The following is a 25,884-nucleotide window of genomic DNA, read 5'->3' on the forward strand; positions in this document are numbered from 1 at the left end:
TCGCAAACGCAAGCCACGCACCAAGGAAGCATGTGATCAACTCTGCGGCCAGTGCCTCGACTGGTTCTCGCCTAATGAATGCGCCAACTACCTCCGACATGCAGGATATGCGCCGCAAGAATGGAACTGAAAATGCTCTAGGGGAGAAGGGTTAGGGATCAGGGGTTTCAAATTGATGTTTATTCATCGTGTTTCACATTCGGGTTAATTTCAAGTATCACCCCGGACCCTCTTATAAAAGTGAGAGGGGAGAATTAGATATTATTCAGTCAGATCCTCTTATTCTTCCTTTAGCTGATCCTCGGCATCTAGCAAAAATTGTTCAACTTCCTCTGCGGAAATGCCCATGAGCATCGGTGGTTCGAGCCGTAATTCTTTCACAGTGGAAATATCGTTTCCCGCTCGCAGGTAACTGTATAAACCCTGCATCGCAGGACTTCGATCCGAGAGGTTATGGAGAGCCGCGAGGCTGGCAAACTTCGTGAACTGACTATGAGCAGCAGCCGCAGCAATTTGATTTGCCAGTCGAAAATGTGGTATTTGCGCAGTTGCATAGGAGACCAACTCACCTTGCTGATTCATCACTAAAAAGCTGGTAGGAAAGTCTTTCAATCCCAGTTCTTTCAACATCAGATAGCCGAGTGCAATGGGAACCAGCCGAATTGCCAGCTTCGCTTCCTCTCGCGAAACCTTACCTCCATCGATGAGTCCGTGTTCGAGGAGTTCTTCTGATATCTCCGGAAAATGCTTGACTGCATCGAGCAGGTACAGAACCCGCATGCCGAACGCTTCATCGCTTCGTGTGGTTGCATTGTCCATACGGCCTTATCCTGCAAGCGATTGCTTGCGATAAAAGTTCCAGACCCAGGCGAACTTCGCCAGGAGGAGCGCCAATACGATGGCTGCCCCAATCCAGATTTTTTCTCCAGATTCAATCACCCAGTAGTTGATCCAGCCACTGAACTGGCTCCAGTGTCTGGGACGATGACTGGGGTACCTGGTGAGTGGCCGATAGGGTTCACCTTCGGAATTTTTGCGCCAGAAAACAGGTGATACTGAAATCTGCTGAAGCACAGCAGCATCATCCAGTTTGACCATCTCACCGCCAGAAGTGGTGATAAGTCCCCTCAGCAGTTCAGCAGACATGTGTGGGTTCAACTGATAGATAGCGCTGTCAAGCAACACTGCATGAAACTGCTCTGCTCCCGGCTTCCCCAGTGCGGGTAGAGATTTTTCATCGAAAGGCATGTCGACCGGCTTGGTCCAAGGCACACGGACTTGTGCTTCAGCCAGGGCAATCGTCTGGGCTGTTCCATCAAAAACCTGGTTGAGCCTGATCTTCTTGTCAGGTTCAAACAGTGCAGACTTCCCTGCAAAACCCTGAATGGCTGTGGTGTAGTGGTCGTGTTCGCCTCGGCCGAACCATAAGGTTGCTGGCAGTGATTCGTCAAAAATCTCCGGCATCTCGGCCAGGAGTGCTTTGTTGTGCTCGCTGTCCCAGGGTTCATCCAGATGAAATTTCCTGTAAAGTTGCTCCTGCTCCAGAAAAGGCAAGATGCTGACTCGCCAACTGAGCAAAGGCTCGCCAGTTGTCTTGTCGACGATATTGGATGGGAAGTGGCCAAACGTCATTTGATAGCTGAGCAGGGCCGATCCTACTTCCCGCATGCCGAAGAAGAGCCTGCCGGTTTCCAAAGCCTGCCGATCTACACGCTGGAGAATCGGAATGAACCCGAGCAGAAGCAGGCAGACAATCAAAATTCCCCATTCCCACCGGTGAACCCGAAACCGAGGTGCATCATCATCTTCATCACTGGTGCGAGTTCGCCTGCTCTTCATGGGGATAACGGGCTGTTCAGTCCAATCAACGGGCACGCCACCACCCAGATGATGCTTGCAATAGACGCATCGAGTCTTGCTTTTGGCGTTGAGACGTTGACAGGATGGGCATTTCCAGCTCTTGCGAGCCTTGATGACCGGCGCCTTGATTTCATCTCCCTTGAGCCAGCGATGCAGATCAAGAGCCATGGCTGCCAGCGATTCATATCGCTCGCCTGGTTGCCTGTGAAGCGATTTCATGATGATTGCTTCCAGGCCCAAAGGAACAGTCTTGTCCTGTTCACGCAGCGGAACAATTTGAAGTGATGGATCGCGTAATTGCGCCAACAACTCCATCATCTTTCCCTTAAGTGGCCGTTTCTCTGTCAACAATTGGTAACCCACCACTCCCAGGCTGAACTGATCACTGGCAAAATGGACCTTCTCGGCAATCCCCATTGCCTGTTCAGGCGACATGTAGGCTGGGGTGCCGACGATCGCTCCCTCCACTGTTTTGTCGGCTCCCGTTTCCGTTTCACTACTGTCGGGTTTCAGCTTGCGTTTCTTTGCTAAGCCAAAGTCCATGAGCCGGACTCGGTTCTGCTTATCCACCATGATGTTGGCAGGCTTGACATCGCGATGCAGAATACCCTGCTCATGGGCGGCATGCAGCGCCAATGCCAGGTCACGCAGCCACTTGGCCACCTGCTGATGATTCGGTCGATATCGCTCCACCTGTTGATGAAGCGGCACGCCGTCCACCCATTCCATCGCAATGAACGACTGTCCTGGCTCCGCTGAGCAATCAAAGACGGTCACGATGTTGGGATGTTGCAACTTGGCAGCAGCTTTGGCCTCGCGGACAAACCGTTCTACCTGATCCTGCTGATCCGTACGTTTGGGAACCTTGAGGGCGACATCCCGTTCCAGTGTTGGATCGTATGCCTGGTAGACAATACCAAATGATCCTTGTCCCAGCTCTTTTCTGATGATGAACCGTCCCACTGTCCGACTGGAATCTTGTGGTGGCGTTCCACCACCTGCCGATATGCCCTCATCCGTCGTTTGAAACGCATAGGTTTCCGTGGCTTCCTCATCATGATCCGGATCGGGTAGCGCCTTGCTACTCATGGAATGCCTGTGCAGTTGCATCTCCAGCCGAGTTGCAATGGCAGGGAAACGCTTGACATATTCATCCATGGTGAATTTTTGTGCCAATGCCTCCCGATGGTTCACCTCATTAAGGATGAGCCCCAACAGGAGTTCAGTTTCCTGTTCAATTGCCGGATAATGCTTCAGATAGTGTTCCACCAACAGGCCTTGGCCACTCTGCCAGCGTACATCCTGATCCTGCTGGATTTTCTGGATTAACTGCTGCAAAGGCAGTAGATTCCATGCATCGAGCGGCAAATCCAGATGGTCCAAATCCAGTCTCCAACAGGCATTTCCAAGAAGACGGTTGATGGCACTGATACAAGTTGAGCGCAGACTGCTTTCCACATACAGCAGGAACGGAACTTTCCATAGTTTTATGCATGCAACTACATTACACAAACAATAAATTGGTAAGATTGAGGAATCAACATAAAGATTCAAAGCCTACAAGTGCTTCGATCGCTACTGAATCGCACTTGGGTCAAGTTGTGCCAGGCCTGGCGCGATGGCTCGCATGTGGCGGGTCGGGCCCATCACTGTCGGGTACACCTCAAACGTTGCGTTGAAGTTGTCCCGCAGGGGGTCCCAACCTAATCCCAGACTCACCTGCAGATCGGAACCGGTGCGGGTAATCATCAGCGATTGTCCCAGATTCTGCGACTCGCCAAAGTTGTAAGACGATGACCACGTGAAGGCATACTTCGGATTGATGATATACGTTGTGCTGAAGACAGTAGCGCTGGTGCCTACCGGATCAAGATAGTAGTAGCCCAGGTAGAAGCGAAGCCTGTCAGTACGTTCAGTCAGGATGCCAATGTTGACACTGCGTGAGCCGCCTTCAAACGGATCGAAATAACCCTGCGAAAGGATGCTCGTCCGTTCGCCGATCTGCCAGCGGAAATCGTAATCAATCAGGCCGAAGGGATGGCCATAATTATCCCGGCCTTCATCCGGGAACCACGTGGCAAAGATATCCAGGCTCATCCAGTCGACGATGCGTTCAGCTTCCTCGCTGCCACGCTTGGTCTGCCAGCGATTGCGAACGCCAAAGCGGACATATTCCATGTCATCGAGATTATCAGGTGAATTGAGGTAACCTCGCCGCAAGGCATAGAGCTGCGGATCATACAGTGGCGAAGTTGCCAGGTTAAGATTGAGATTGTTCGCCAGGCGATACGTACGCAGATCGCGCCGGGCCTGATCGGTGGGATCATCATCCAGGCGATCCAGCAGAGGAAGTCGGCGGAAATCGACATTGCTGCGGGTGTAGCGGTAATCAGCCTCCACGCTCAGCTTGTGATACATGCCGCGAACGTTGAAGAAATCACTTTGCACATTGGAATAGAGGCGTGAGAAAGGCAAGGCGCCTCGCAAGCCACCGCCATAATAGAACCTGCCGCCATCAGCACCCGACATATCATCGCTGTAATAAGCGAGATCAGCCAAGCCGTACGGCGTGAGGTTCATGATGCCCAGGTTGATGGGCAGATCGAGTTCGTTCATGAAATCAACACGGCCCAGCCAGAACGAATCACGGTTGGGCATATCGCTCGATGGAGGCAAAGGCCGATATCGGGCAAACTCATTCGGAAAAACCGTGTCGAAATAAGCTTGATCCAGATCGCTTGTCGCATGGAACTGATATATACCTGCGCTGGCGTGGCCATAATAGGTCATCGTGCGGAACAAATCCTGCCCGATGAGCCACAGGTCGCCACGAGGCAATGCAGCACCTTCGTTAACCCAGTTGCGGATGTTCGGCTTCACCAGGGCACTCATGGCAAACTGCTCGTTCTGATATTTGAGCAGTGCAAATGTTTCCTGATTCAAGTCTTCATCGTACTGACGCTTCCACCATTGTTCGTAGAAATTACGATCACTCTGGTAACCGACCTGGGCCTGAAACGACCAGAACTCGGTCAGTTCCTGCCTATGCCTGAACGTAGCCAGGCCGCGGATATCATTAGGCACCGCAGGTTGACGCAATTGGGCTAGTTGATCAAAGTCAGCATAATCCCATTGAAGATGTCCACGCAGGAATGTGTCGTAGCGGCCTGGGAAGCCCAGTGCTCCGACACCCTGTGTTTGAAATTCAGTAATAAGCCCCAGACCACGGCGGCTATAAAACAGCGGATTCAGATTCCAACGAGTCTGCGTGCCTTTATCCAACCCGAACATTTCCATGGCATCGAGTTGCACTTCCATACCGGTGCCGAAGATGCTGTCAGACTTGAAGCGAACGCCTTCAAGTGGTCCGAGCGGATCGCGTAGATCGCCTTCGGTATGGCTGAGCGCTCCGATGGTGAGATCCATGAATTTGAACTGAACGTTGTCGGCTTTACCAAAAATCTGGGCATCTTCCGCAGTCGTGTTCTGAATCTGATCAAAGGCAGTGGTTCCAAAGAGGCCTCTGCGAGGCACATCCTGCAGTTGCACTGCCATGGTGCCTGCCATCACCTTCAGATCAGGATCGCTGGGCAACCGGCTGGCGAAGAAGACAGCATCGCTTGCTGAGAAATTGTTCAGATCGAGTTGTCTGACTTCTGCCGCCTGCACATGGATGGGTATAGCCAGGCCAGGCAGGCGGTAGATTAGTTCGCATTTGCTCAGCAGTGCAGTGTTGCGACCGAGATCGTAGTAGCCTCGATCTGCCAGAACGAGTTGATCGACATTCGCCGAGGGGCCGGAGAGTCTGCGGTAGCGGATTTCCACATGCCCTTCGAGGTAGATTTCGATCTGTTCTTTTTTGAAGTTGCTGAAGTTGGGAATGCCCTGGCCTGGGTTACCGGTGATGCCCTTGGCCCAGATGACCGCCCGATCGGTGCTGATATCGATGATGTTGTTGCTGTCGCCAGCATAGAGAGTGATGCCACCCCAGATCATGACCGTGTATTCATTCGGATTGCTCGGCAGAATGCGATACTGGTACGACGATGAGGTGCGTGAGGCGATGCCCAGCGTGCTGGATCGCTGCAGGACGCTGGCGACATCGGGCGATGGACTGATGGGATCCTGCCCGAAATCACGTTCGCGTTGTTCGACTTTCTGCTGCACTAAACCGGGGCTGTTCGGCAACTCGTTGGCAGGAATGGGTGCGAGCCTTTCGGGTGTCTGTACTGTTTTGCTGGCAACCGATTGCGAAGTATTTAATGCAGGTGGCGAAAGCAGTACCGCCCGTGCACGAGCATAGACCGCATCTTTCAGATCTGGCTGGCCCGAAGTTTTCTCCGGGGCAATGATGCGCAACTCGCCCGACATGTTCCAGTTCAGGCTCAACTTATCCAACTGTTGTTTAGGCTGGCTTTTTTCTTCGAGCGTGATAGGCCCTTCAGCATAGATGACGGCATGCGTTTCTTCACCGCTGGCCACCTTGCTGACCCACAGATAAACGTCTTTCAGCTTGATGCGGGTGAGGCCGCGTTCGATGCTGACATTGCCCTTGGCATAAAGGCCGTGGTAGGCGTCTTCCGACCAGCCTTGCACGGAATCAGCATAAATAGTGATGGGTTTGCTGTCAGGCGAAGATGAAGATGGCGCAGCGGTCTGTTGAGCAGCCAGGATCACCGTGGCGCTGAACAAGACCAGCAACAGGGTTTGCAGAGACCGTCCCCGATGCAACAAGCGCAGACTCCCTCCCGTCAACGCCGAGGCGTGTGCCCAATCCGTGGGCGAGAGGGCATATGCCACGAGTTGCAGCAAGTGTCAAGGTGAAGGATGGGAAGAGTTAGGATGTGGAAGCTGGGGGGGATGTGAAAGTAGTCATCATTCTCCGAATGATGACCGACAGTGCAATGTTGGGACGAATGTTCCTATTGTTTTCGCGCGTTATGGTCATCATGCGGAGCATGATGACTACTATCCAAACCACTGCACGCCGGTGTACTGAATCATCCAATACGATAGCAGCCAGAGTAGCGTGCAGCCTTGCATCACCCGGTCGTGATAAATGATACGGTTGGGTTCGATGCGATATTTTGGATGAGTCAGCCGCCGTCGATAATGAAGTATCATGAACACAATGAAAGGCACCGTCAACACTTGGGTCGGGTGATAAAACTTTGAGCCTGGCAGGAGTAGCATCAAAGCGTAGCAGATCATGGCGAGGGCTGATGCGATATCGAGTGCGCCATCGAGAAACGATAGGGAGTAATGATCGAGCACGGGTCGCCGTTGGGAAATTTCGACAGGTTTTTCCAATGCAACCAACTCAGCCCGTCGCTTGGCGAAACCTAAAAACAGTGACAGGAAAAAGGTAAACAGAGTCAGCCAGGGGCTGGGCAGCAGATCGAGGACGTAAAGCCCGGCCAGCAGGCGGAGAATGAACCCGGAGGCAATGCAGAAAGCATCAATCACCGGCAAGTGTTTCAGCTTGAAGGAGTAGGCCAGATTGATTGCTAGATATGCCAATGCACAAAAGCCTACGCTGGGTTTCAAGCTGAATGCCAGCGTCAAGGACGTTGCTGCCAACATCAATGCTGCCAGTGCTGCAGCATGCTTGCTGATTTGCCCGGCTGCAATGGGCCGGTTTTTCTTTTTGGGATGCTGCCTATCATGTTCGAGGTCGAACAGGTCGTTCACAACATAGATGGCGGAAGAAATCAGGCAGAATGCCAAGGCGACGAGGAGTGCATAGGCCAATTGATCCCAGGCGGAATAAAAGAACACCCCCGCCAGGCAGACCAGATTCTTGATCCAATGTGCCGGTCTGAGCAGGCGATACCAATTGTAGATGGTAGCGGGCATGATAAGATAAGTTCTATCAGCCAGGGGACACAATGAAGTAACCAGACAGCCAAGGCGTCTCACCCCGGAATGCTCATCGTTCCTCCCCTTCACCAATTCTCCACAGCTTATTCACGGGACATGTAGTGTCAGCTGTTTAACATATCCTCTAGTATCGTCTGCATTCATTTGAATGCGATTCTGTTTCCTGGAGGGATGGTTATGCGGTTTTGGAAAACAGCTTTGGCCTGCCTGTTTGCCTGCACTCTCTGCGGTGTGGCACAGGCCCAGGTGATCACCCAGTGGAATTTCAACTCGCCGGTGCCAGATAACAACACAGCTACTGGAACGGACGTTCCTTCCATAGGAACCGGTACCATTTCCACTTTGAATCTGGCACAGTCCTTTACCTTCGCCAGCGGTTCCGCCAGTGGTGGCTCTTCCGATCCGGCAGGCACTAACGATAACTCCGGCTTTCAGACAACAGGCTATCCAGCACCACAATCAGGTAATGAAACCGCGGGCATAACTGTACTCACCTCCACTGTCGGCTTCTCCAACATTACTGTCAGTTGGGATCAGCGGCACAGCAACTCCGCATCTCGCTTTGTCGCCTTCTACTACACTACCGATGGCGCCAATTTCACCCGCCTGGCTCTTTCGGCACTCAACTCCAACCCTGGCACAACGCCTTCCGGTGGAGCCCCAGCCAGCACTGCTGGTGGCTACGGAGCCAACGGAACCTTTTCAGCGTTTGATGAAACCGTCACCGGAGCTGGCGACGACTGGTTTAATGGCCGCAGCGTCAACCTGACAGGCATTGCAGGTGTGGACAATAACCCCAACTTCGGTTTCCAGATTGTTGCCTCCTTCGACGCTGGCACCAATTATCTGGGCAGTGGCTCCACCGCTTATGCCACCACAGGCACTTGGCGGTTCGATATGATCACCGTTTCTGCTGCTGTACCCGAACCTTCCGCTTATGCCCTGTGCTTGGTTACCCTGGCAGGTGTTGGTGTGGTGCGATACCGCAAGAAGTTCTGGAATCGCAAGGAAGTCGCGTAAAGAAACGATCGGAAAACAAACAAACCCACGGACTGCAGTCCGTGGGTTTTTGCTTTTGGTGAAAAGTTTTACTTCAGCATCGCCTTCACGGTCCCCAGATCAGTTACACTGCCTGCAGCCAGCGAAACGGTTTTCTGATCCCGCTTGCTGTAGCCGGGCAGATAACCTGTTTCATGCCAGACGATTACTTTGCGATTGCCCGCTGGAATGTTCTTGATCTCGAACTTGCCGTCTTTATCGGTTACGGCAAAGTAGGGATGATCGAAGCACCAGCCGAAGCCCTTCATCCACGGGTGTGAGCCACACGCTACCGACATGGCATTGGTTTCTGCATCGAGTTTGATGGTCTTCTCCGTTCCGGGCGGAATCTGAACATTCAAATCGTTCTTCAACCCCTTGATGACCACATTGTGTGCAACAGGGTCTGGATTCTTGGCAGTAATTTCCTGGCCAGCTCGGATGGCAAAAATGCGCGGTGTAAAGACACAGTAAGGCTGATCGAGCACGAACGGGGCAGGGGCCTTTTGATCAGGATGAACCGGTAATGTTTCGCCACGGTCCGGAGCGATGAATACTACCACGCCTGCTAGTCCCTTGTTGCTGGGGTTCACGTCCCAGACTTTATCTGTGAGTGCACCTTTCGCCAGGCAATGAGCCTGATCAGAAGTGACTTTGGATTCTTCTGCCTTGGGAATCACATCGCCGGCGAATACCACCTGTCCCTTGAGGGTGGCCCAACCTTCGGCAGCAGCAACATGGGCAGGAGCGATCGTGGTTACGACCGGCTTTGCAGTAGTAGATGGTGTGGCATCCTCACAGCATTCGTCAGATATAGTTTTGTTGGTGGAAGACACCAGGGTTGCAGCACGGGAGTTTTTGGAGCAGCAGTTGGGTGTCGTGCTTGCAGTTACGTCGGAAGCACAGCAATCGCTTTCATCTTGGATCACTTCAATCTGGGGCATCGAGCAGCAGGGTGTTTTCTGCTGACAGCTTTGGTAATACGAAGAAGCCTCCCAGCCGGTGTAGCCCAGGCAAGCTAGGCCAGCCAGCAACAATCCGGATTTTACAACGGGACAACAAAGCATGGTGCAACTCCAGATGGAGGGTTTTGATACCACGGTATTGTAGCATTGGTGGTGGGATTGCAAAGCCAATGAAGGCATACAGCAAAAGGATAATCCGAATTACCTGTTAATGTTTTATGCCGTTGGCAGTACTCAAAAATAGCCAACTCCTGATGTTTCAGGAGTTCACCATTTATCTTCTGAGGTTGACATGTTTATTTCAGCGAGATTGTTGTGTCTTGGTATACTTCTTGTCGGGTTAATGTCTGGTGCAAAAGTTCTGGCAGCAGATGTACCCAATCTGCGTGGTACCTACACCGGAGTACTGCTGGATACCGCAAGCCGAACCGTTCGTGGTGTGTCCATTCCGTACATCGAGCAAGACAGCTTGCGTCGTCTGTCAGGCGACATGATCATTGATGGCACCAGCAATACCCGCTTTCCCATTGCAGGCACGGTGGCGGCCAGCGGCGTTTGCACCTGCATCGGCCGCAGTGGCGAAACCAGCCTGGTGTATCAGGCTCAATGGGAGAAACTGGGCAATGGAGCAGGCGGCTTGTTTGGCTCAGCATCGTTTCAGTCGCCATCACTGAAAAGCAACGGCACACTGTTTCTGTTCCGACCGATGACGGCTGGTACTTTACCCAAACCACAGGTACTGGGCAATTATGAAGGCAGCTTTCGCAGCACGATAACAGGGGTGACAGGTTCGCTCGCAGCTCAAATCACCGATGGTACCAGTAACACATTCACCGTAAATCTGGCAATGACCAACGGCCGAATCACAACTCCATATGTCTGTGCAGGAGATGTGGCATCTGATGGTTTATTCGTGGGTATGGGTGTCAGTGCTGACGGCAGCGTTGCCATCATCCGTGGCTACATTGAGCAGGATAACCTGCGTGGAGGTCTGCAACTGATCGGCGAAGTTCAGATTAAATCAGCGGCAGGCAGACCACTCGATACACAATCCATTATTGCCATTCTGATTGGGTGAGAAAAACACAAAGAGCCACGACTCCTAACAGTTGCCTCTCCCAACAACTGAACGAGTCGTGGCTCCAGGTTTTGCTCAATCAGGCACATGTTGTCAGTCAGGCCTCTCCCTCCTGAAAGCCAACATGGTCCGTGATCGATGCTAACTCTTAAAGCACCCGCCGTGCCAAAGTTTATTTAATCAGTACTATTAACTATATGATTGGCATAAGTCATTAAATACAAATAACATATGTTGTTTGAATTCAACACGATTACAATGTTGTCTTTGCCTTTTTTCACATCAATTCTGCCTGTTTGTTAGGCAACCTGCCCGGATTACGGTCAATCCAAGCAGGTAATCTCAGCGAATTATTGCCAGCGGAAAATTCTCAGAGCAATGGCAAACGTCACGAGACCCCACAGCAGTAATCCTAAAAGTTTCCAGCTTATATCTATCAGCCCGGCTGATTCATTCATCACCGCACGAAGCGCATCATTCAGAAGAGTCAATGGCAGTGCCCGGATGAACGGTTGCACTGCTTCAGGGTAACGATCTGCACTGAAGAAGACTCCGCTGAGCACCCACATCGGCAACATCACCAGGTTCATCAGACCTGAGGCGGCTTCCAGCGTCTTGGCCCGGCTGCCTACCAATAACCCGATGCCGGAGAACGTTATTCCACCAATGACAATGCACAATACCACCAGAAGAAAACTGCCCTGTATGCGTACATCGAATATGAAATAGGAAAAAATCAGCAGCATCAAAACTTCAGGCAGCATGAATAAGAAACGGCTCGTCATGATGGCGAGCAGGAAATCGGCCCGGCGCATAGGCGTAGCCAGGAAGCGTTTGAGTAACTTTCTCAGCCGCATATCAACGATGGCAAACCCCACGCCGAACATGCCTCCACCCATCAGCCCCATGCCCAGCAGGCCTGGCACCAGGAAGTCGATATACCTGCCTCCTCGTTCATTAAACACATGCGTTACATGCGTCATGGAATCCTTACGGCCTTTCGCCTTCTGCAATACATCGTCTACAGCTTTCTCCGCCAGGCTGCTTTCCGGGCGTAACGGGTCAGAGAGATATGCCACCTCAACACCATTCGGCTGACCCGATTGAATCACCAAACTGGTTTTTCCTGTTCGCAACCGTTTTTTACAATCCTCAAATGGCGCTCGATGCAGTTTGAACCGCTCACCTTCTGCCTTCAATGCTGCTTCAACAAACGATGCATGCGGCCCCTCTTCGATATCCACCAGGTATAGTTCATCAGCTTTCTTTTCACGGAAGGCAATGCCCAGTACCAGCGTCATGAGCAAGGGAAAGCCGTACACCCAGAAAACAGCCTCGGGTTCCCGCAAAAACTCGCGTAAACGTGCCAAAGTCAGTTGTTTGAACGGTTCCCAGCGTGATGCAGCAGTATTCACGAGTTGGCTCCTTCATCACGCAGGTGTCTGCCGGTGAGTTTCACGAAAACATCTTCCAGGGTAGCCGTGTGTGTTGCCAGGCTGGTGACCTGACGCTGATTCTGCCTGGTCCACTCGAGCAGCGCAGGCAAGGCGACATGCACTTCTTTCACCACCATGGTGAACCGCTGGCCTTCCCGTCTCACTTCCGTTGATGCAGGTATGGTCTTCAGCGATTCCAGATCACTTTCCTGATGCACATCAAACTCAAATTCGAGAACGTGCCCGCCCCCGAGTTCATCTATGAGTTGCCTTGGCTTTCCCAAAGCTATCATCTTGCCATGATCAACTACGCCGACCCGGTCACAGAGCTTTTCTGCCTCATCCATGTAATGGGTAGTAATCAGGATAGTTTTGCCTCGGTCTTTATACCCTTGAATGATGTCCCAAAGTTGTCTTCTTGATTGGGGATCAAGGCCAGTAGTTGGTTCATCGAGAAAAAGCAGATCAGGCTGGCCAACGATGGCACAGGCAACTGCCAGCCGTTGTTTCTGTCCGCCTGAAAGTTTCCCCACCCAGGTTTTCACCTTTTCCTGCAGGCTGACTGCCTGGATGGCCTCATCCGGTGGCGTGCCGTTGGCGTAAAAGCTGCGAAACAATTGAACTGTCTCGCCCACGCTCAACTTTTCAGAAAGTTTAGTTTCCTGCAGTGAGATGCCAATGCGTTCGCGAATGCTGGTGCCATGCTGTTTCCAGGTCATGCCCAGCACTTCAACTTCTCCGCTGGTGGGTTCCAGCAGGCCTTCCAGAATTTCAATCGTGGTGGTTTTGCCTGCTCCATTGGGGCCTAAGAGGCCAAAACATTCCCCCGATTCTATCTCCAGGTCCAGCCCTCGTACCGCTTCCACCGGCGGTTTGGCAGGGTAAGTCTTCTTGAGGCCCTGACAACGTATCGCAACAGACCTCATGGAAGACTCCTGGAGTGGTAGGGAGTTATTCAGCCAACTGGAGAGAATCTCGATATATTGCAGGTTCGCGAGATTCAGACGGAAGCGACAAGCCGCCTCATTTTTGTAGGAATTGTTCGGTTCTCATGAAAACACATTTCTCCGACTTTTGCATAAAAATGATGAAATTACCTGTTTTGAACTTTGCAATCATGCTCAATCTGCTATAAGTTCTTATGAGAGAGACAGTTTATCTATCTTTCATAGGTTCACCGACAGGAAAGGGACCCATGAACAAGACATCATTCGTTCGTAAAATCCTCACCACTGCTTTGGTACTCGTGGCACTGCTTCCGGTACCCGCTTTGGCTATTACTTTTCTGGGTGGCTGGCAGTTCTTCGCCACACATCCCGGTATTACTTCCCAAACATTCACTGATGACTTTAACAACTACGGCCTGACGATCAGCATGGGTGCTGTTGCAGCTCCTTCCGGCGTCACCAAGGTTTCTGTCACTGCTATTCGTGATTTCCGTGTTACCGATCCCAGCGAACTGGTTCGCATCAGTCACAGCTTCGGTAGCTACATTCAGGATGGCAGCATCAACGTCAACGTTTCCATTCAACGATACGGCGTGGCGAATGATCCGTTCAATTTCCCGCCCTACAGCTTTATTACTCAGAATCCTGCACTGCAATACAATCCTTCGCTGAACGATTTCTTCAAACAGAACACTCTCGCAGCAGCTACCTACCGCATGGCGGTTACCATTACCTACACTCGCTCTGGTGCTACCACCTCATCATGGAACAATTCTTCGCCTCACGTTTTCAATTTCCGTGGTGTATAAGAATTCCTGATTGATCCATTTCACTACCCGGCTAGCTTACTGCTATCCGGGTAGTTTTGTTTTCATAACGTAACGAAATCATGAATCGACAATCTCGCACTACCATACAGCCCTCGCCAAGCCTGCTGCATCGGGTGGATTTGGTACTCGATGGACTCATGGAATTGGTACTGCTGGCTATCGTGCTCATCACGCCTTGGCTGTTCGGGGGCTACCACAATTATTTCCAGCATCTGGCCTGTGCAGGGCTGTCGATTGCGCTTGTTCTCTGGGCCATCAAGCAGATCATTCACTGGCAGCTCAAACTGCATTTCTGCATTGCATCACTGCTGCTGGTCGTGTTGTTTGTAGTTTCGTCTTTCAGTTTGCTATCGTTACCTCCTGCAACACTGAAATCCATCTCGCCTGAGGTAGCATCGTGGTATCAGAAGTTTCTCCCCCGTCAGCAGGAACAGATGGAGCAGGGGGGAATCAATGAGCCTGCACCATTCCCTCCCGGCACTACTCTCAGCATTTACCCCGGTGCAACACAGCAGGCACTGCTGGAACTGCTGGCTGTCATGGTGGTCTTCCTCCTGGTTCGGCATAGCCTGGCCGATCCTGAGCGGTTCAAGCGATTTGCCTGGGCCATGGTTATCAATGGTTGCCTGCTTTCCATCTTCGCACTGTTGCAGAAACTTCGAGCAACGGGGAACACCATCTACGGAATCGGTGTTGCCGGTGAACCGTTCGGTCCGTTCATCAACCGCAATCATTTCGCAACCTATGTGAATATCTGCATTTTCCTGGGGCTGGGCCTGTTTATCAGCCAGATGCGCAGCCGGAAAACGCAATACCGAACTGGCATGGATGGGCAGCGGCAGCCCATCAGCTACAGCACGGATAGTTGGAGTGAAATCCTGCAGCACCCGATCGCCATGTGGCTGCTGATTCCCATTGCCACCTGCATGACTGGTGTGCTGGCCAGCCTTTCGCGTGGCGGTATTCTGGCCCTGGTTTCCGGTTTGGCCCTTACCCTGTTAATCTGGCGGCGACGGGCAGGTGGCAGAAATCTCGCTGCCTTGATTCTGATTCCAGTACTGGCCATGGGTATCCTTGCCTGGTTTGGCGCTTCGCCAACCATCGCCCGACTGGAACAGGAACAGGCTGTTGCGATGGAAGGCAGGTTCAGCATCTGGCAGTCGGCATGGGAAATCGGCAGGAATTTCCCCCTGATGGGGACTGGTTTTGGCACCTTTACCCACGTGGAACCAGTCTATCGCCCTGCCGGCGTTGATCAGATCATCGCTCATTTACATGCACACAATGAATATCTGGAAGCGTTTGCTGAAGGTGGCGTGTTGAGGCTGCTTATCACTCTGGCCCTGGTATGGCTGGTGCTGCGGGCTGGCTGGCTGGCTCTGCATCCACAATCTGGCATTCGCGATACCGGCATGATTCTCGGGGCCTGGGCTGCCTGTGTCACGGTGGCTCTACACAGTGTCGTTGAGTTTGGCATACATCTGCCTGCCATTGCCAGCGCTCTCGCCATGACGGGCGGATTCCTGCAGGCATTGTCCCGCAAACGACTCGACGATGGAGATACAGACACCTTGATCCGAAGCAGGTTCCTCGGTTTGGGGCCGGTCATCGCAGCAGTCTTTGCTGGAACACTGGCACTTATCCTGTTCACCGGTTCCTGGCGATACTGGCAAAGCGAGTGGTTCCGTGAGCGAGGCCTTCTTGCCATGCAGCAGGGCAAAGACAAAAACGATCTCGATGCCTTCCAGCGAGCCGTCGATCTTCTTGACATGGCCATTTATTGTGCACCGGCACATGCACGCGTTCGCATGGAACGCTACGAAGTGGAACAGCAGCGGCTCGTCAAAGTCGAGGAACATGCACGCATTGACCTGAGCCGTCGGCTGACGGCACAGGCCCTTGTTCGTATTCCAACGAGTCTCACGGGCATGACAGTCATCCCGCTCGGTCTCTTTGCCGAGGATGCCCTGCTGCCATACCTGGTACAGGCCAGCATGGCGGAAGACTTGCGAAAATCGCATCAGACATCCTGGAATATGCAGGCACATCAAATCCGTACGGCCCGTAACTGTTGCCCGGTGCTGTGGAAACCGCACCTGGCGATCGCAGAGCACGTTCCGCCGGCCAACGCCACTCTGCAGGAGAAAGACCTTCAGCTTTACTGGAAGATCTGCGATAGCCTTTCAGCCTATCTTGATCGCATCAAGCTGTTGCAGCCACATCGTGCCGAAACCTGGTATCTGGCTGGTCAACTGGAATGGCTCAACGGTCAGCGCGTTGCAGCCATCGCCAGCTGGCGTCGATGTCTCGAACTTTCCGATGAGTTTATCGCGCAGATTGTTATCAGTTGTCATCAGGATGCTCTCCAACCAGAAATGAGGTTGTCGCGGGAAGAGGTCATGACCCGTTTGCTGCCTCCTTCTTCCGCATCCCAACTGGTCAGTGCTGCCTGGGCGCTCCATCCTGAGGCCAAAGAGGTGGAAGCTCGCAAACCTTACATGGAACGGGCTATCGAACTGCTCGAAAAACGGGAAGATGTACTGTCCCCCGAAAACCAGTTTATCTACGGCATGGCATTGTGGGGCGTGGATAAACGGGAACAGGGTTTGCAGAACCTGCTCATCGCCGTGCGTGCCAGGCCACTGCAGACCGAATGGCGACTCAACCTCGGCCGGCTCTATTTTGAGCTAGAAAAGTACGCCGATGCCCGGGAACAGTTACAGATGGTGTTACGCCAACAGCAGGGCAACAAAATTGCTGAACTCTTGTTGCAAAAACTCGACGAACTTCAACGCCCCGGTACGAATAAGGATGTTAAAAGATAAAAGTCAGAACAAAACCTATTGATTATTTCGCCCTCACCTTTTCCCTGTGGATCCTCTTTTCTTATTCTGTAGCCCACGGGGTAGTCTGAGTTTATAATAACGATACCCATATTGCCAGCGTCGGGTGACGTTGGCCTGCTTATGACTTCCGCATGGTGCATTTCATGAAGTTTTCTCTGCTGACTGGTGCACCGCATCATCTTATCATCCGTGTAATTCTGCTGTCGTGGGTGATGTTCGCGTGCCTGGCCTCTGTACCTTCACCCCTTGCTGCCCAGCCTGTAGACGGTGAATGGTTTGTCGTTCCTGGCGAAATTACCACCGAAGTCTATCGCACTATCCGCAATGATACCGAGCGGGCCATCAAGCGTGGCGTGCAGAAAATCGTCTATGAATTTCAATCCCGTGAGTTGAGCGAGTTCGGCCCCTGTCTCGATCTTTCCACATTTCTGCTCGAAGGCATTCAAGGCCGCATTCAAACATTTGCGGTCATCGATGGCCCCATTAACGGACACGCCTGCCTGGCGGTGCTGGCTTGCCGATCTATCTATGCCACACCACGCGCCAGCCTGGGGTTCGATCAGCGTGCACTCGAAAAAAGCGGCCAGGTTGATGTGACCAAAGTTGCTGCCTACATGAAAGTAGGCGAAAACCGTGGCAGGCCAGTGGCGTTGCTCTTGAAGATGCTCAAGCCCGAACTGATCGTCTACCGCTTTGATCGCGATGGTCTGCAGTTCCGCCTGAACAAACAGCAGTGCGATGAATTCAACCTGCCGGTTTCCGACAAGCACCTGCTGGGCAAAGACGATGCTCGCGTGCAGCCTCAGGAATATCTGCGAGCAGGCACACCAGGAATTTACCAGGCCGATGAAGCGGAAAAGCTGAGCCTGATCAACCGCGTGTATCAGACGAAGGCAGAAATTGCCACCCGTATAGGAGTGCCCATGGGGCGTAGTCCGCTACCGGAGCATCCCAAAGCGGCTGTCATTGAAATCACCGGTGATGTGGGCAATGGTACTTATGAAATGGCTCAGGATAAAATCCGACGGGCTATTCGTGAGAACGTTGATTGCATCATTTTTCACCTGATCAATATGAACGGCGGACCCGAAACGGTTGCCTCTGCAACCCAGATGGCAAACGAACTGCTCGACAAAACACGAGGCGAACGCCGTATCAAAACCGTTGCCTATATCCCTGAAAGCTGTCTGGGTACTGCCAACTTCATTGCCCTGGCTTGTGATGAAATTGTTATGGGTCCGCAAGCAAAAATAGGCGATATGAACAATCTCGTTTACGAAAAACCCAACCAGCCATTCGAGCGCAATCTCATCAACGAACGTCAACAGAGCCTGATCAATATCTGCAGCAAGTCGGGAGTTCCTGAAGTCATTGTGAAAGGTATGTTTCAGCCTGATCTGGAAATCGTTCAGGTGCAGGAAGTACCCGATCCGAACAAGCCGGAACAGAATCTTGCCATCCAGCTCAAGGACAAAGTGGAACTCCGGCCAGGCTGGAATGAACTGGGTGTAGTGAAGAGAAAAGGCCAGTTGATGGTGCTCGATGCCAAGCAGGCTGTGGCTATCGGCCTGGCTCGCACTTATCTGCAGACCAAGGATGCCGCCGGCGCTGCTCCTTCCATTAATGAAGTGTTTACGCTGTATGGCATCTCTGCAGGCGATGTCGTGGTTATGCGTGCGAGCTGGCTCGATAATCTTGTTTTGTTCCTTCAGCATCCCGCGACCACCACCCTGCTGGCCATTCTCGCTTTCCTGGGGCTGATTCTCGAAATCAAAGCGCCGGGTACCACGGTGCCCATCATTGTTTCCGCCTGCTGCTTCCTGCTGCTGTTTTGGGCGCATTCGTGGCTGTCCGGTCAGGTGAATGCTCTGGCTATCCTGCTCTTTCTACTCGGAGTGGTATTGCTGGGAGTGGAAGTCTTCGTACTTCCCGGTTTCGGTGTCACTGGTGTCAGTGGCATCATTCTCATCCTGCTGGCCCTGTCTCTGGTCGTCGTCAAGCAATGGCCTCAGACTCCCGAAGAATACAAGACATTGGGGCAGAACTTCAGCATCTTCAGCGGTGGATTGATTCTGTCCATCATTGGGGCGTTTGCCATCGCCCGTTTCCTTCCCAGCGTGCCGATGTTCAACTGGCTGATTCTGCCAGCGCCTGATGAAGACAACAGCGAAGCGGCGGGTACCATTCCACCCGCGTCATCGCCCAATCTGCTGGGTGCCGTTGGGACTGCTGTCACCGAATTGCGCCCGGCTGGCCGCGCCTGCTTTGGCGATGAATATATTGATGTCACCACCGAAAGTGGTTTTGTCGAAGCCGGCAAGCGTGTGCAGATTATTGAAATTGATGGATTACGCGTGGTAGTCAAACCTGTTTAAGGACTCACTATGACCTGGGCGATTATTGCCATCCTGGCGGGTATCTTGTTTCTGGTGCTGGAAGTCTTTCTGCCCTCAGCCGGGCTCTTACTCATTCTCTCGCTGTTCTCCTTTGGAGCTGGCGTCGTGCTCATTTTCTTCACTCCCGAAAGCGAAGGTGGCGGACAGCGTGCCGGCATCATGACCATCGTCGGGTTGCTGGTGCTGTTGCCTGTTGTCGGTGGAGGTTTGTTCTACTGGTGGCCTCACACACCGATGGGCAGAGCTGTATTTTTGAAACAGCCTACCGAAGAAGAATCTGCCGTGGTCACCGAAGCTCAGCAGGCTTTTGAAAAACTCTATGATCAGGTTGGCAAAACGGTCACGCTGCATCAACCATCCGGTGCCACCGAAATCCAGGGCAAACGTTACGATAGCACCACACAGGGCATCTTTGTCGAAGCCGGCCAACTCGTCCGTGTCATCGGCGTATCAGGCAGCCAACTGATCGTACGACCACTCGGCAGACAGGAACTGACAGATCTGCCAACTGATCTGACCAGTTGATAAATCTTTCCTGTGTTATCGACACCATCGATACTAAACTCTCATCGGTTTCGTTTCAGACCAGATAAACTGCTTGACTCTGTCCCCGTACTGGTGACAATCGTAAGACAACTGTGAATCAGCAGAAAGAGGAAAGGTTTCCCCATGCTCGATATGTTCAGCACGATGAATCTGTTTGCCCAGGCACCTGCCAACATGAAGACCAGCGACATCGTCTGGTATGTTGGCCTGGCCATTGTTGCCATCATAGCTCTGGTGCTGATCCTGCTCTTCTTCAAGTTCTTCAACTTGTGGATTCAGGCCTGGCTGACCGGCGCCAACATCAGCATACCCACCCTGGTGGGCATGATGCTGAGAAAAGTCAACTATGCCATGATTGTCCAGCAGAAGATCGCTCTTACTCAGGCTGGTGTGCGAGTTGAAAATCGTGACCTCGAAGCACACTACCTCGCACGAGGAAATGTGCCCAAGACTGCCGCTGCGGTTATTGCTGCTTACAAAGCCGGCATTGAACTCCCTTGGAAAACCGCTGCTGCCATCGATCTCGCCGGTCGTGATGTTTACGATGCAGTGCGAACCAGTGTGAATCCCAAAGTGATTGATTGCCCTGATCCTACCAAGGGCGCCCGGACACTGGATGCCGTCGCCAAGAATGGTATTCAACTCAAGGTCAAAGCCCGCGTGACAGTGCAGACTAAACTCGAACGCCTCGTCGGTGGTGCCACTGAGGACACGATCATCGCCCGCGTGGGGCAGGGTATCGTTTCCGCAATCGGCTCGGCAGATGATCATAAGGCAGTGCTGGCTAATCCAAGCATTATCTCCCGCGAAGTGCTTGATAAAGGTCTCGATGCCGCCACCGCGTTCCACATCGTTTCCATCGATATTGGCGACGTGGAAGTAGGCGAGAATGTGGGTGCCAATCTGCAGGCTGCCCAGGCTCAGGCCGATTTGAAAGTCGCCCAGGCCAAAGCTGAAGAGCGACGTGCCGCTGCGGTGGCCCGCGAACAGGAAATGCGTGCACTCGTTGAAGAAAACCGGGCCAAGGTCGTGGAAGCTGAATCTCAGGTGCCACAAGCCCTTTCCTCAGCCATCCGCGAAGGCAAAATGGGTGCGATGGATTACTACAACATGCGCAACTTGATCTCCGACACCGAAATGCGCAGTTCAATTGCCGGTACCGGTGCTAATCAAACCCGTGCCAGCATTACCTGAAATAAACCGTAGCAGGGTCGCCTGGTACTCCACTCGACCCTGCGGAGACCAAATATGGCCAAGGCGCGACCCTCTTCATCTGAAATAGATCGTTTCCTGGAAGAAGTAAACCGGCGCAAACAGCAGGCCCGGCAAGCTGCGCCGCAGCCACCCGTTCAACAGGCACCACCTAAACCCAAGGCCAAGTCCGCAACGCCGCGCATTCAGAAAGTACAACAACATCAGATCGAACAGCACCAGGTGCAGCAGCGGCAGGTCGTTATCCGGGAGCCTGTCGAGAATGCCCTGGTGTTGAATGAAATGCCTGATCCGATCAAGGAAACGGTTACCAAGCCGAAGAAATCGGCATACCAGTTGGATGCGCCTGTCGTCTCGTTGCCTCGTGGAACCGAATCTGCCCCGATTCATCATGCCAAGGCGTTGATGAAATCACGCGATGGCATGCGGGCAGTGTTCGTGATGAACGAACTGCTCAGCCCGCCCCGTTGCAAGAGACCATTCGGGCGATGATCTGAGAGTTATTGCAGTAAGGTGTGACAGGGCAGGGTCGTAACGTTACTCCGTTTCGACCCTGATTCACTGCGATGATGTTGACACAGTCAAACAGGGTCGAGATGGAGTACCATCACGACCCTGCCAATACTAACTCAGCTAATATCGTTAAGCAGCCATATCCAGGGCGTGGGCCGTACCTTCCACACAGCCGTTGATGCCGCGCTTCGATTCACGCACAAACTGGACAAACTCCTGCACTACGTCAATATGCCCCAGTTCTGCCTCAATAACCGATATGGCAGTAGGCACCGAAAGATGCTGCAGATACATGATGTGATAGACCCGGCGGATGGCATTGATCTGCACCGTGGTCAGTCCGGCACGTCGCATGCCGATGATATTCACACCCACCACATGGTTGATGTTCTGCTGAATGATAAAGGGCGGAACATCCTTGGTGGTTCCCGAAGTTCCCGAGAGGAACGACAGTCGGCCCAGCTTGCAGAACTGGTGCACTGCTGCATTGCCAGAAATGAAGACATTGTCAGCGAGTTCCCCGTGCCCACCAATGAGGGCATTATTGGCGAGGATGCACTTATTGCCGATCTTGCAGTCATGGGCAATATGAGCGCCGGCCATCAGGTAATTGCCGCTGCCAACTTTCGTCGTCCATGAACCAGTGGTACCACGATGAATGGTGACATTCTCGCGGAAGATATTGTTATCGCCGATTTCCACACTGGTCGGCTCGTTTTTGTACATGAAGTGCTGAGGCTTCTCGCCGATGATGGCGTTACTGAAGACCTCGTTGCCTTCGCCCAGGGTGAGCGGCCCAATCAGATGCGAACGTGCATGCAGTATGCACCCCGCTCCAATGCGGACTCGGCCTTCAACTATACAGAAAGGCCCAATCACCACATCATCTGCAATGATAGCTTCCGACGAGACAATTGCAGTAGAATGGATATGAGCGGAACGGGTACCTGACATAAATCGAGCCCTCCCTGGCTGGATTATGCATCGATGAGATTAGACGATATAGCTCAGGTAGTCTTGGAAAGCTAGGCCAATTGTCCCAAAATTAACCGTGGATACTGCTCCAGTGTGGTTCTGTGCTTTTGCCAAACCCGTTGCGATCCATTACTTTACGGAAAAATGAAGATCGCATGCCAGCAACTTTACCTTACTCCGGTTTGACGTCTGATCAGGTTTCTGCCAGCCGTTCACAACATGGCGACAATGTGCTCACGCCTGCCAAGCGTGAACCGTGGTGGAAACTCTACCTCGAAAAATTCAATGATCCCGTCATTCGCATCCTCATTATTGCCGCCGTTATTGCCATTACTGCAGGCATTTATCATGGCGATTACATCGAAGGCGTGGGGATACTGCTAGCCATTGTCCTCTCGACCTTCCTGGCTTTCTGGAATGAGTTTCGTGCCAGCAAAGAGTTCGATCTGCTCAACCGTCTCGATGATGATGTGCCAGTGCAGGTCATTCGAGATTTCGAGGTGGCACGAATTCCCAAACGCGATGTCGTAGTACGAGATATTCTGCTGGTTGAGATCGGTGAGGAAGTTCCTGCCGATGGCAATCTGCTAGAGACTGTTAATCTGCAGATTGATGAATCTCGGCTGACAGGCGAATCGGTGCCAGTTACGAAATCTGCCAACCCTGCACCTGCCACACAGGAACGGGAGGAAGCTGCCTACGCCCGCAACCGGTTGCTGCGAGGTACCTTTGTTGCTGATGGCCGCGGCATCCTCGAAGTCACTGCAGTGGGCGATCATACCGACATTGGCAAAACAGCCCGGGCTGCCAGCGAGGAAGTCAAGGAAGTAACGCCACTGAACAAGCAACTGGCGCGCCTCAGCAAGCTCATCGGTGTGCTCGGTATGTGCTTTGCCATCATTACTTTCTTCGGCTTACTGCTCCAGGCCTGGCTCAGCCGACGCATCATTCTCAGTGATGAGCAATGGGTCTTCACCTGGCTGACCATCTCCAGCGTATTCCTCGCCATGATCCGCGTCTGGCTGCCCATGGTTTACGACGGATTGGAAATGCTCCGCATCAAGGTCAGCAAACCCGATTGGCTCGAATCCGAATCGATCATGAACTGGATCGGTGCCTTACTGGCTGGCGGTCTGCTTTTTGTCATAGGGGTCTTTCTCCTCGCATCACTCGGCTGGATTACTTATCAGCCCAGCACCTGGCTCACCGGCAACGTCGGTGAAATGCTTCTCCGCTACTTCATGGTCTCGGTCACTATCATCGTGGTGGCTGTGCCCGAAGGCCTGGCTATGAGTGTGACACTCGCTCTCGCCTATTCGATGCGACGCATGGCGGCCAGCAACAACCTCGTTCGCCGGATGCATGCCTGCGAAACCATTGGCGCTGCCACCGTGATCTGCACTGATAAAACCGGCACGCTCACCATGAACCAGATGCGCGTTCATGCCGTACATGTTCCAGTTCTATGGGGACAGGAACCAGGGCCAAAAGGCACTGATAAAGCGGATTGGCTACAGCACCAGACCGCCGGGCTGCTTATCGAAGGGCTGTGCGTTAACAGCACGGCGCATTTGAGCGAGCAGGCTGGGCAAACCAATCCTGTAGGGAATCCCACCGAAGCTGCAACGCTTCTTTGGCTGCATGACCAGGCAATCGACTACCGCACCTGGCGGCTGCGGTTTCGTGTTGTCAGGCAATGGACATTCTCCACCGAACGCAAATGCATGGGCACCTTTGGCAAAGCGCCAAAAATGGATTCGGGCATTCTGCATCTCAAAGGCGCTCCCGAAATTGTTCTGGAGAAATGCCAATTTGTTCTGCAGGATGGTGCCAAACAGCCGCTTCAACCGCACGACAAGTTGGCCATTGATAAGCAACTGAAAGAGTATCAGTTGCGTGGCATGCGGACGCTCGGCATTGCCTATCACGATGCTGTAACCACCACCATCAACGATGATACCAGGCTGGAAGACATCACACGCGACATGGTTTGGCTCGGCTTTTTCGCGATTCACGATCCCATTCGACCAGAAGTGCCACAGGCCATGCTCGATTGCCAGCAGGCGGGTGTCAAAGTCAAAATGGTAACCGGCGACAATCCTGCCACTGCCAGGGAAATCGCCAGGCAGATTGGCTTGTGGAACGATCAGGATGACAAGGTAAAAGGCCGCATCATCACCGGCCCCGAATTCGCTGCCCTGAGCGATCAACAGGCCTTGGAGGAAGTCGATCTGCTCAAAGTGATGGCACGAGCCAGGCCGATGGACAAACTCCGTCTTGTGAAACTGCTCAAGCAGAAGGGCGAAGTGGTTGCAGTCACGGGCGATGGCACCAACGATGCCCCGGCCATGAACTATGCCGATGTGGGCCTGGCCATGGGCAAGACAGGAACCGCGGTCGCCAAGGAAGCCAGCGATATCATCCTGCTCGATGATTCATTCAAGAGCATCGTCAACGCCATCTGCTGGGGCCGGTCTCTGTATCAGAACATCCAAAGGTTTCTGCTGTTTCAGTTAACCATCAATCTTTCAGCGCTCACCCTGGCACTGCTGGCTGCGTTTGTTACCGGGGGCAGCACACCACTGACCGTCATGCAGTTGCTCTGGGTGAACCTGATTATGGATACTTTTGCAGCATTAGCGCTGGCTAGTGAACCACCCGACCCGACCGTGATGCAGAAGCCGCCACGCCATCCCGATGATTTCATCATCACGCCTGCTATGACCCGCCGTATCCTGGCGATGGGAGCTTTCTTCGTCGTACTGCTTACCGGCCTGCTGTTCTGGTTCCAGTCGCAAGGCAGCTTTGATTACGAAGCGGCGCAACACATACTACGTGATGTACATTCGAGTGAAATTGAAAAGGAAGCAGCACATGCTACCCAGCAACGGCTTTCCATCTTCTTCACGTTCTATGTGATGCTCCAGTTCTGGAACCTGTTCAATGCCCGGCGGTTTGGGCAATCCCGCTCAGTGTTTGATCATCCCTTTGAAAATGGCTACTTCTGGGGCATTGCCCTGGCCATTCTCATCGGACAGTTCATCATCACTCAGTTCGGCGGCGCAGTGTTTTCGACCTACCCACTGACCGCAACGCAATGGCTTTGGATCATTGTCATCAGTTCTGGCGTATTAATCATCGGTGAAGCAAATCGATGGTATAAACGTACCTACTTGGAGAAGTGATTGGTGGGTCAGAATTCCAATTCTGACAGTGTCGAGCGAAATAAACGTATTATCATCGAGGACAGGTTCGGAGACCTGTCCCACATAATCGTTGGTCACGATTGTATCGTGATAGCGTCGAGCAATGACTTACTCCATCATCGCCGACGACACGTTGAAAACGTGTCCCAAAGATCA

At 52.7% G+C, this 25,884-nt stretch carries 17 protein-coding genes; 9 read left to right on the plus strand and 8 right to left on the minus strand.

The annotated features are described in order from the left end of the window. Window positions 1-279: 279 nt before the first annotated feature. The 4 genes from JNJ77_08950 to JNJ77_08965 form a co-directional block, all read right to left on the minus strand. The gene (locus tag JNJ77_08950) at window positions 280-819 is read right to left on the minus strand and encodes a hypothetical protein (GenBank protein MBL8822700.1); all 540 of its coding nucleotides are present in this window, start codon (window positions 817-819) and stop codon (window positions 280-282) included. 6 nt (window positions 820-825) lie between these two features. Further along, window positions 826-3,243, minus strand: a complete 2,418-nt coding sequence (locus tag JNJ77_08955; GenBank protein ID MBL8822701.1) for a protein kinase — start codon at window positions 3,241-3,243, stop codon at window positions 826-828. Between the two features lie 192 nt (window positions 3,244-3,435). After that, window positions 3,436-6,594: a hypothetical protein gene (locus JNJ77_08960; protein ID MBL8822702.1), complete on the minus strand. Its 3,159-nt coding sequence runs from the start codon at window positions 6,592-6,594 to the stop codon at window positions 3,436-3,438. A 234-nt stretch (window positions 6,595-6,828) separates the two neighbouring features. After that, complete coding sequence (locus JNJ77_08965; GenBank protein ID MBL8822703.1) at window positions 6,829-7,716, minus strand: UbiA prenyltransferase family protein; 888 nt, start codon at window positions 7,714-7,716, stop codon at window positions 6,829-6,831. A gap of 201 nt (window positions 7,717-7,917) precedes the next feature. Between JNJ77_08965 and JNJ77_08970 the strand changes: the two genes are divergently transcribed. After that, window positions 7,918-8,760 carry a PEP-CTERM sorting domain-containing protein gene (locus tag JNJ77_08970; protein ID MBL8822704.1) on the plus strand — a complete coding sequence of 281 codons (843 nt, stop codon included), beginning with the start codon at window positions 7,918-7,920 and terminating at the stop codon, window positions 8,758-8,760. A gap of 68 nt (window positions 8,761-8,828) precedes the next feature. Here the strand turns inward: JNJ77_08970 and JNJ77_08975 are convergent, their stop codons facing one another. Continuing rightward, window positions 8,829-9,845, minus strand: coding sequence for a hypothetical protein (locus tag JNJ77_08975; protein ID MBL8822705.1), 1,017 nt, complete (start codon window positions 9,843-9,845; stop codon window positions 8,829-8,831). A 190-nt stretch (window positions 9,846-10,035) separates the two neighbouring features. Here JNJ77_08975 and JNJ77_08980 point away from each other — a divergent pair, with 190 nt between their 5' ends. Then, window positions 10,036-10,821, plus strand: a complete 786-nt coding sequence (locus JNJ77_08980) for a hypothetical protein (protein ID MBL8822706.1) — start codon at window positions 10,036-10,038, stop codon at window positions 10,819-10,821. 350 nt (window positions 10,822-11,171) lie between these two features. Here the strand turns inward: JNJ77_08980 and JNJ77_08985 are convergent, their stop codons facing one another. Beyond that, window positions 11,172-12,236, minus strand: a complete 1,065-nt coding sequence (locus tag JNJ77_08985; protein MBL8822707.1) for an ABC transporter permease — start codon at window positions 12,234-12,236, stop codon at window positions 11,172-11,174. Next, entirely contained in the window at window positions 12,233-13,183 is a 951-nt protein-coding gene (locus JNJ77_08990) for an ABC transporter ATP-binding protein (protein MBL8822708.1), read from the minus strand. Before JNJ77_08990 ends, JNJ77_08985 begins: the two co-directional genes overlap by 4 nt. Window positions 13,184-13,452: 269 nt before the next feature. On the opposite strand from JNJ77_08990, the gene JNJ77_08995 reads away from it, so the two are divergent. The 6 genes from JNJ77_08995 to JNJ77_09020 all read left to right on the plus strand — a co-directional run bounded on the left by JNJ77_08995 (window position 13,453) and on the right by JNJ77_09020 (window position 21,526). Then, window positions 13,453-14,013: a hypothetical protein gene (locus JNJ77_08995; protein ID MBL8822709.1), complete on the plus strand. Its 561-nt coding sequence runs from the start codon at window positions 13,453-13,455 to the stop codon at window positions 14,011-14,013. Between the two features lie 80 nt (window positions 14,014-14,093). Next, window positions 14,094-16,859 carry an O-antigen ligase family protein gene (locus JNJ77_09000; protein MBL8822710.1) on the plus strand — a complete coding sequence of 922 codons (2,766 nt, stop codon included), beginning with the start codon at window positions 14,094-14,096 and terminating at the stop codon, window positions 16,857-16,859. A 164-nt stretch (window positions 16,860-17,023) separates the two neighbouring features. Further along, window positions 17,024-19,255 carry a hypothetical protein gene (locus tag JNJ77_09005; protein MBL8822711.1) on the plus strand — a complete coding sequence of 744 codons (2,232 nt, stop codon included), beginning with the start codon at window positions 17,024-17,026 and terminating at the stop codon, window positions 19,253-19,255. A gap of 9 nt (window positions 19,256-19,264) precedes the next feature. Continuing rightward, a complete protein-coding gene (locus tag JNJ77_09010) occupies window positions 19,265-19,801 on the plus strand; it encodes a hypothetical protein (GenBank protein MBL8822712.1) in 537 nt (178 codons plus the stop codon). A 165-nt stretch (window positions 19,802-19,966) separates the two neighbouring features. Beyond that, window positions 19,967-21,016, plus strand: a complete 1,050-nt coding sequence (floA, locus tag JNJ77_09015) for a flotillin-like protein FloA (protein ID MBL8822713.1) — start codon at window positions 19,967-19,969, stop codon at window positions 21,014-21,016. 54 nt (window positions 21,017-21,070) lie between these two features. Continuing rightward, window positions 21,071-21,526, plus strand: a complete 456-nt coding sequence (locus JNJ77_09020; protein ID MBL8822714.1) for a hypothetical protein — start codon at window positions 21,071-21,073, stop codon at window positions 21,524-21,526. Window positions 21,527-21,676: 150 nt separating this feature from the next. Here JNJ77_09020 and lpxA read toward each other — a convergent pair whose 3' ends face one another. Next, window positions 21,677-22,501, minus strand: coding sequence for an acyl-ACP--UDP-N-acetylglucosamine O-acyltransferase (gene lpxA / locus JNJ77_09025; GenBank protein ID MBL8822715.1), 825 nt, complete (start codon window positions 22,499-22,501; stop codon window positions 21,677-21,679). A gap of 176 nt (window positions 22,502-22,677) precedes the next feature. Here lpxA and JNJ77_09030 point away from each other — a divergent pair, with 176 nt between their 5' ends. After that, window positions 22,678-25,707, plus strand: coding sequence for a cation-translocating P-type ATPase (locus JNJ77_09030; GenBank protein ID MBL8822716.1), 3,030 nt, complete (start codon window positions 22,678-22,680; stop codon window positions 25,705-25,707). Window positions 25,708-25,884 lie beyond the last annotated feature (177 nt).

Source organism: Planctomycetia bacterium, from assembly GCA_016795155.1.
In the GTDB taxonomy this organism is placed as follows: Bacteria; Planctomycetota; Planctomycetia; order Gemmatales; family HRBIN36; genus JAEUIE01.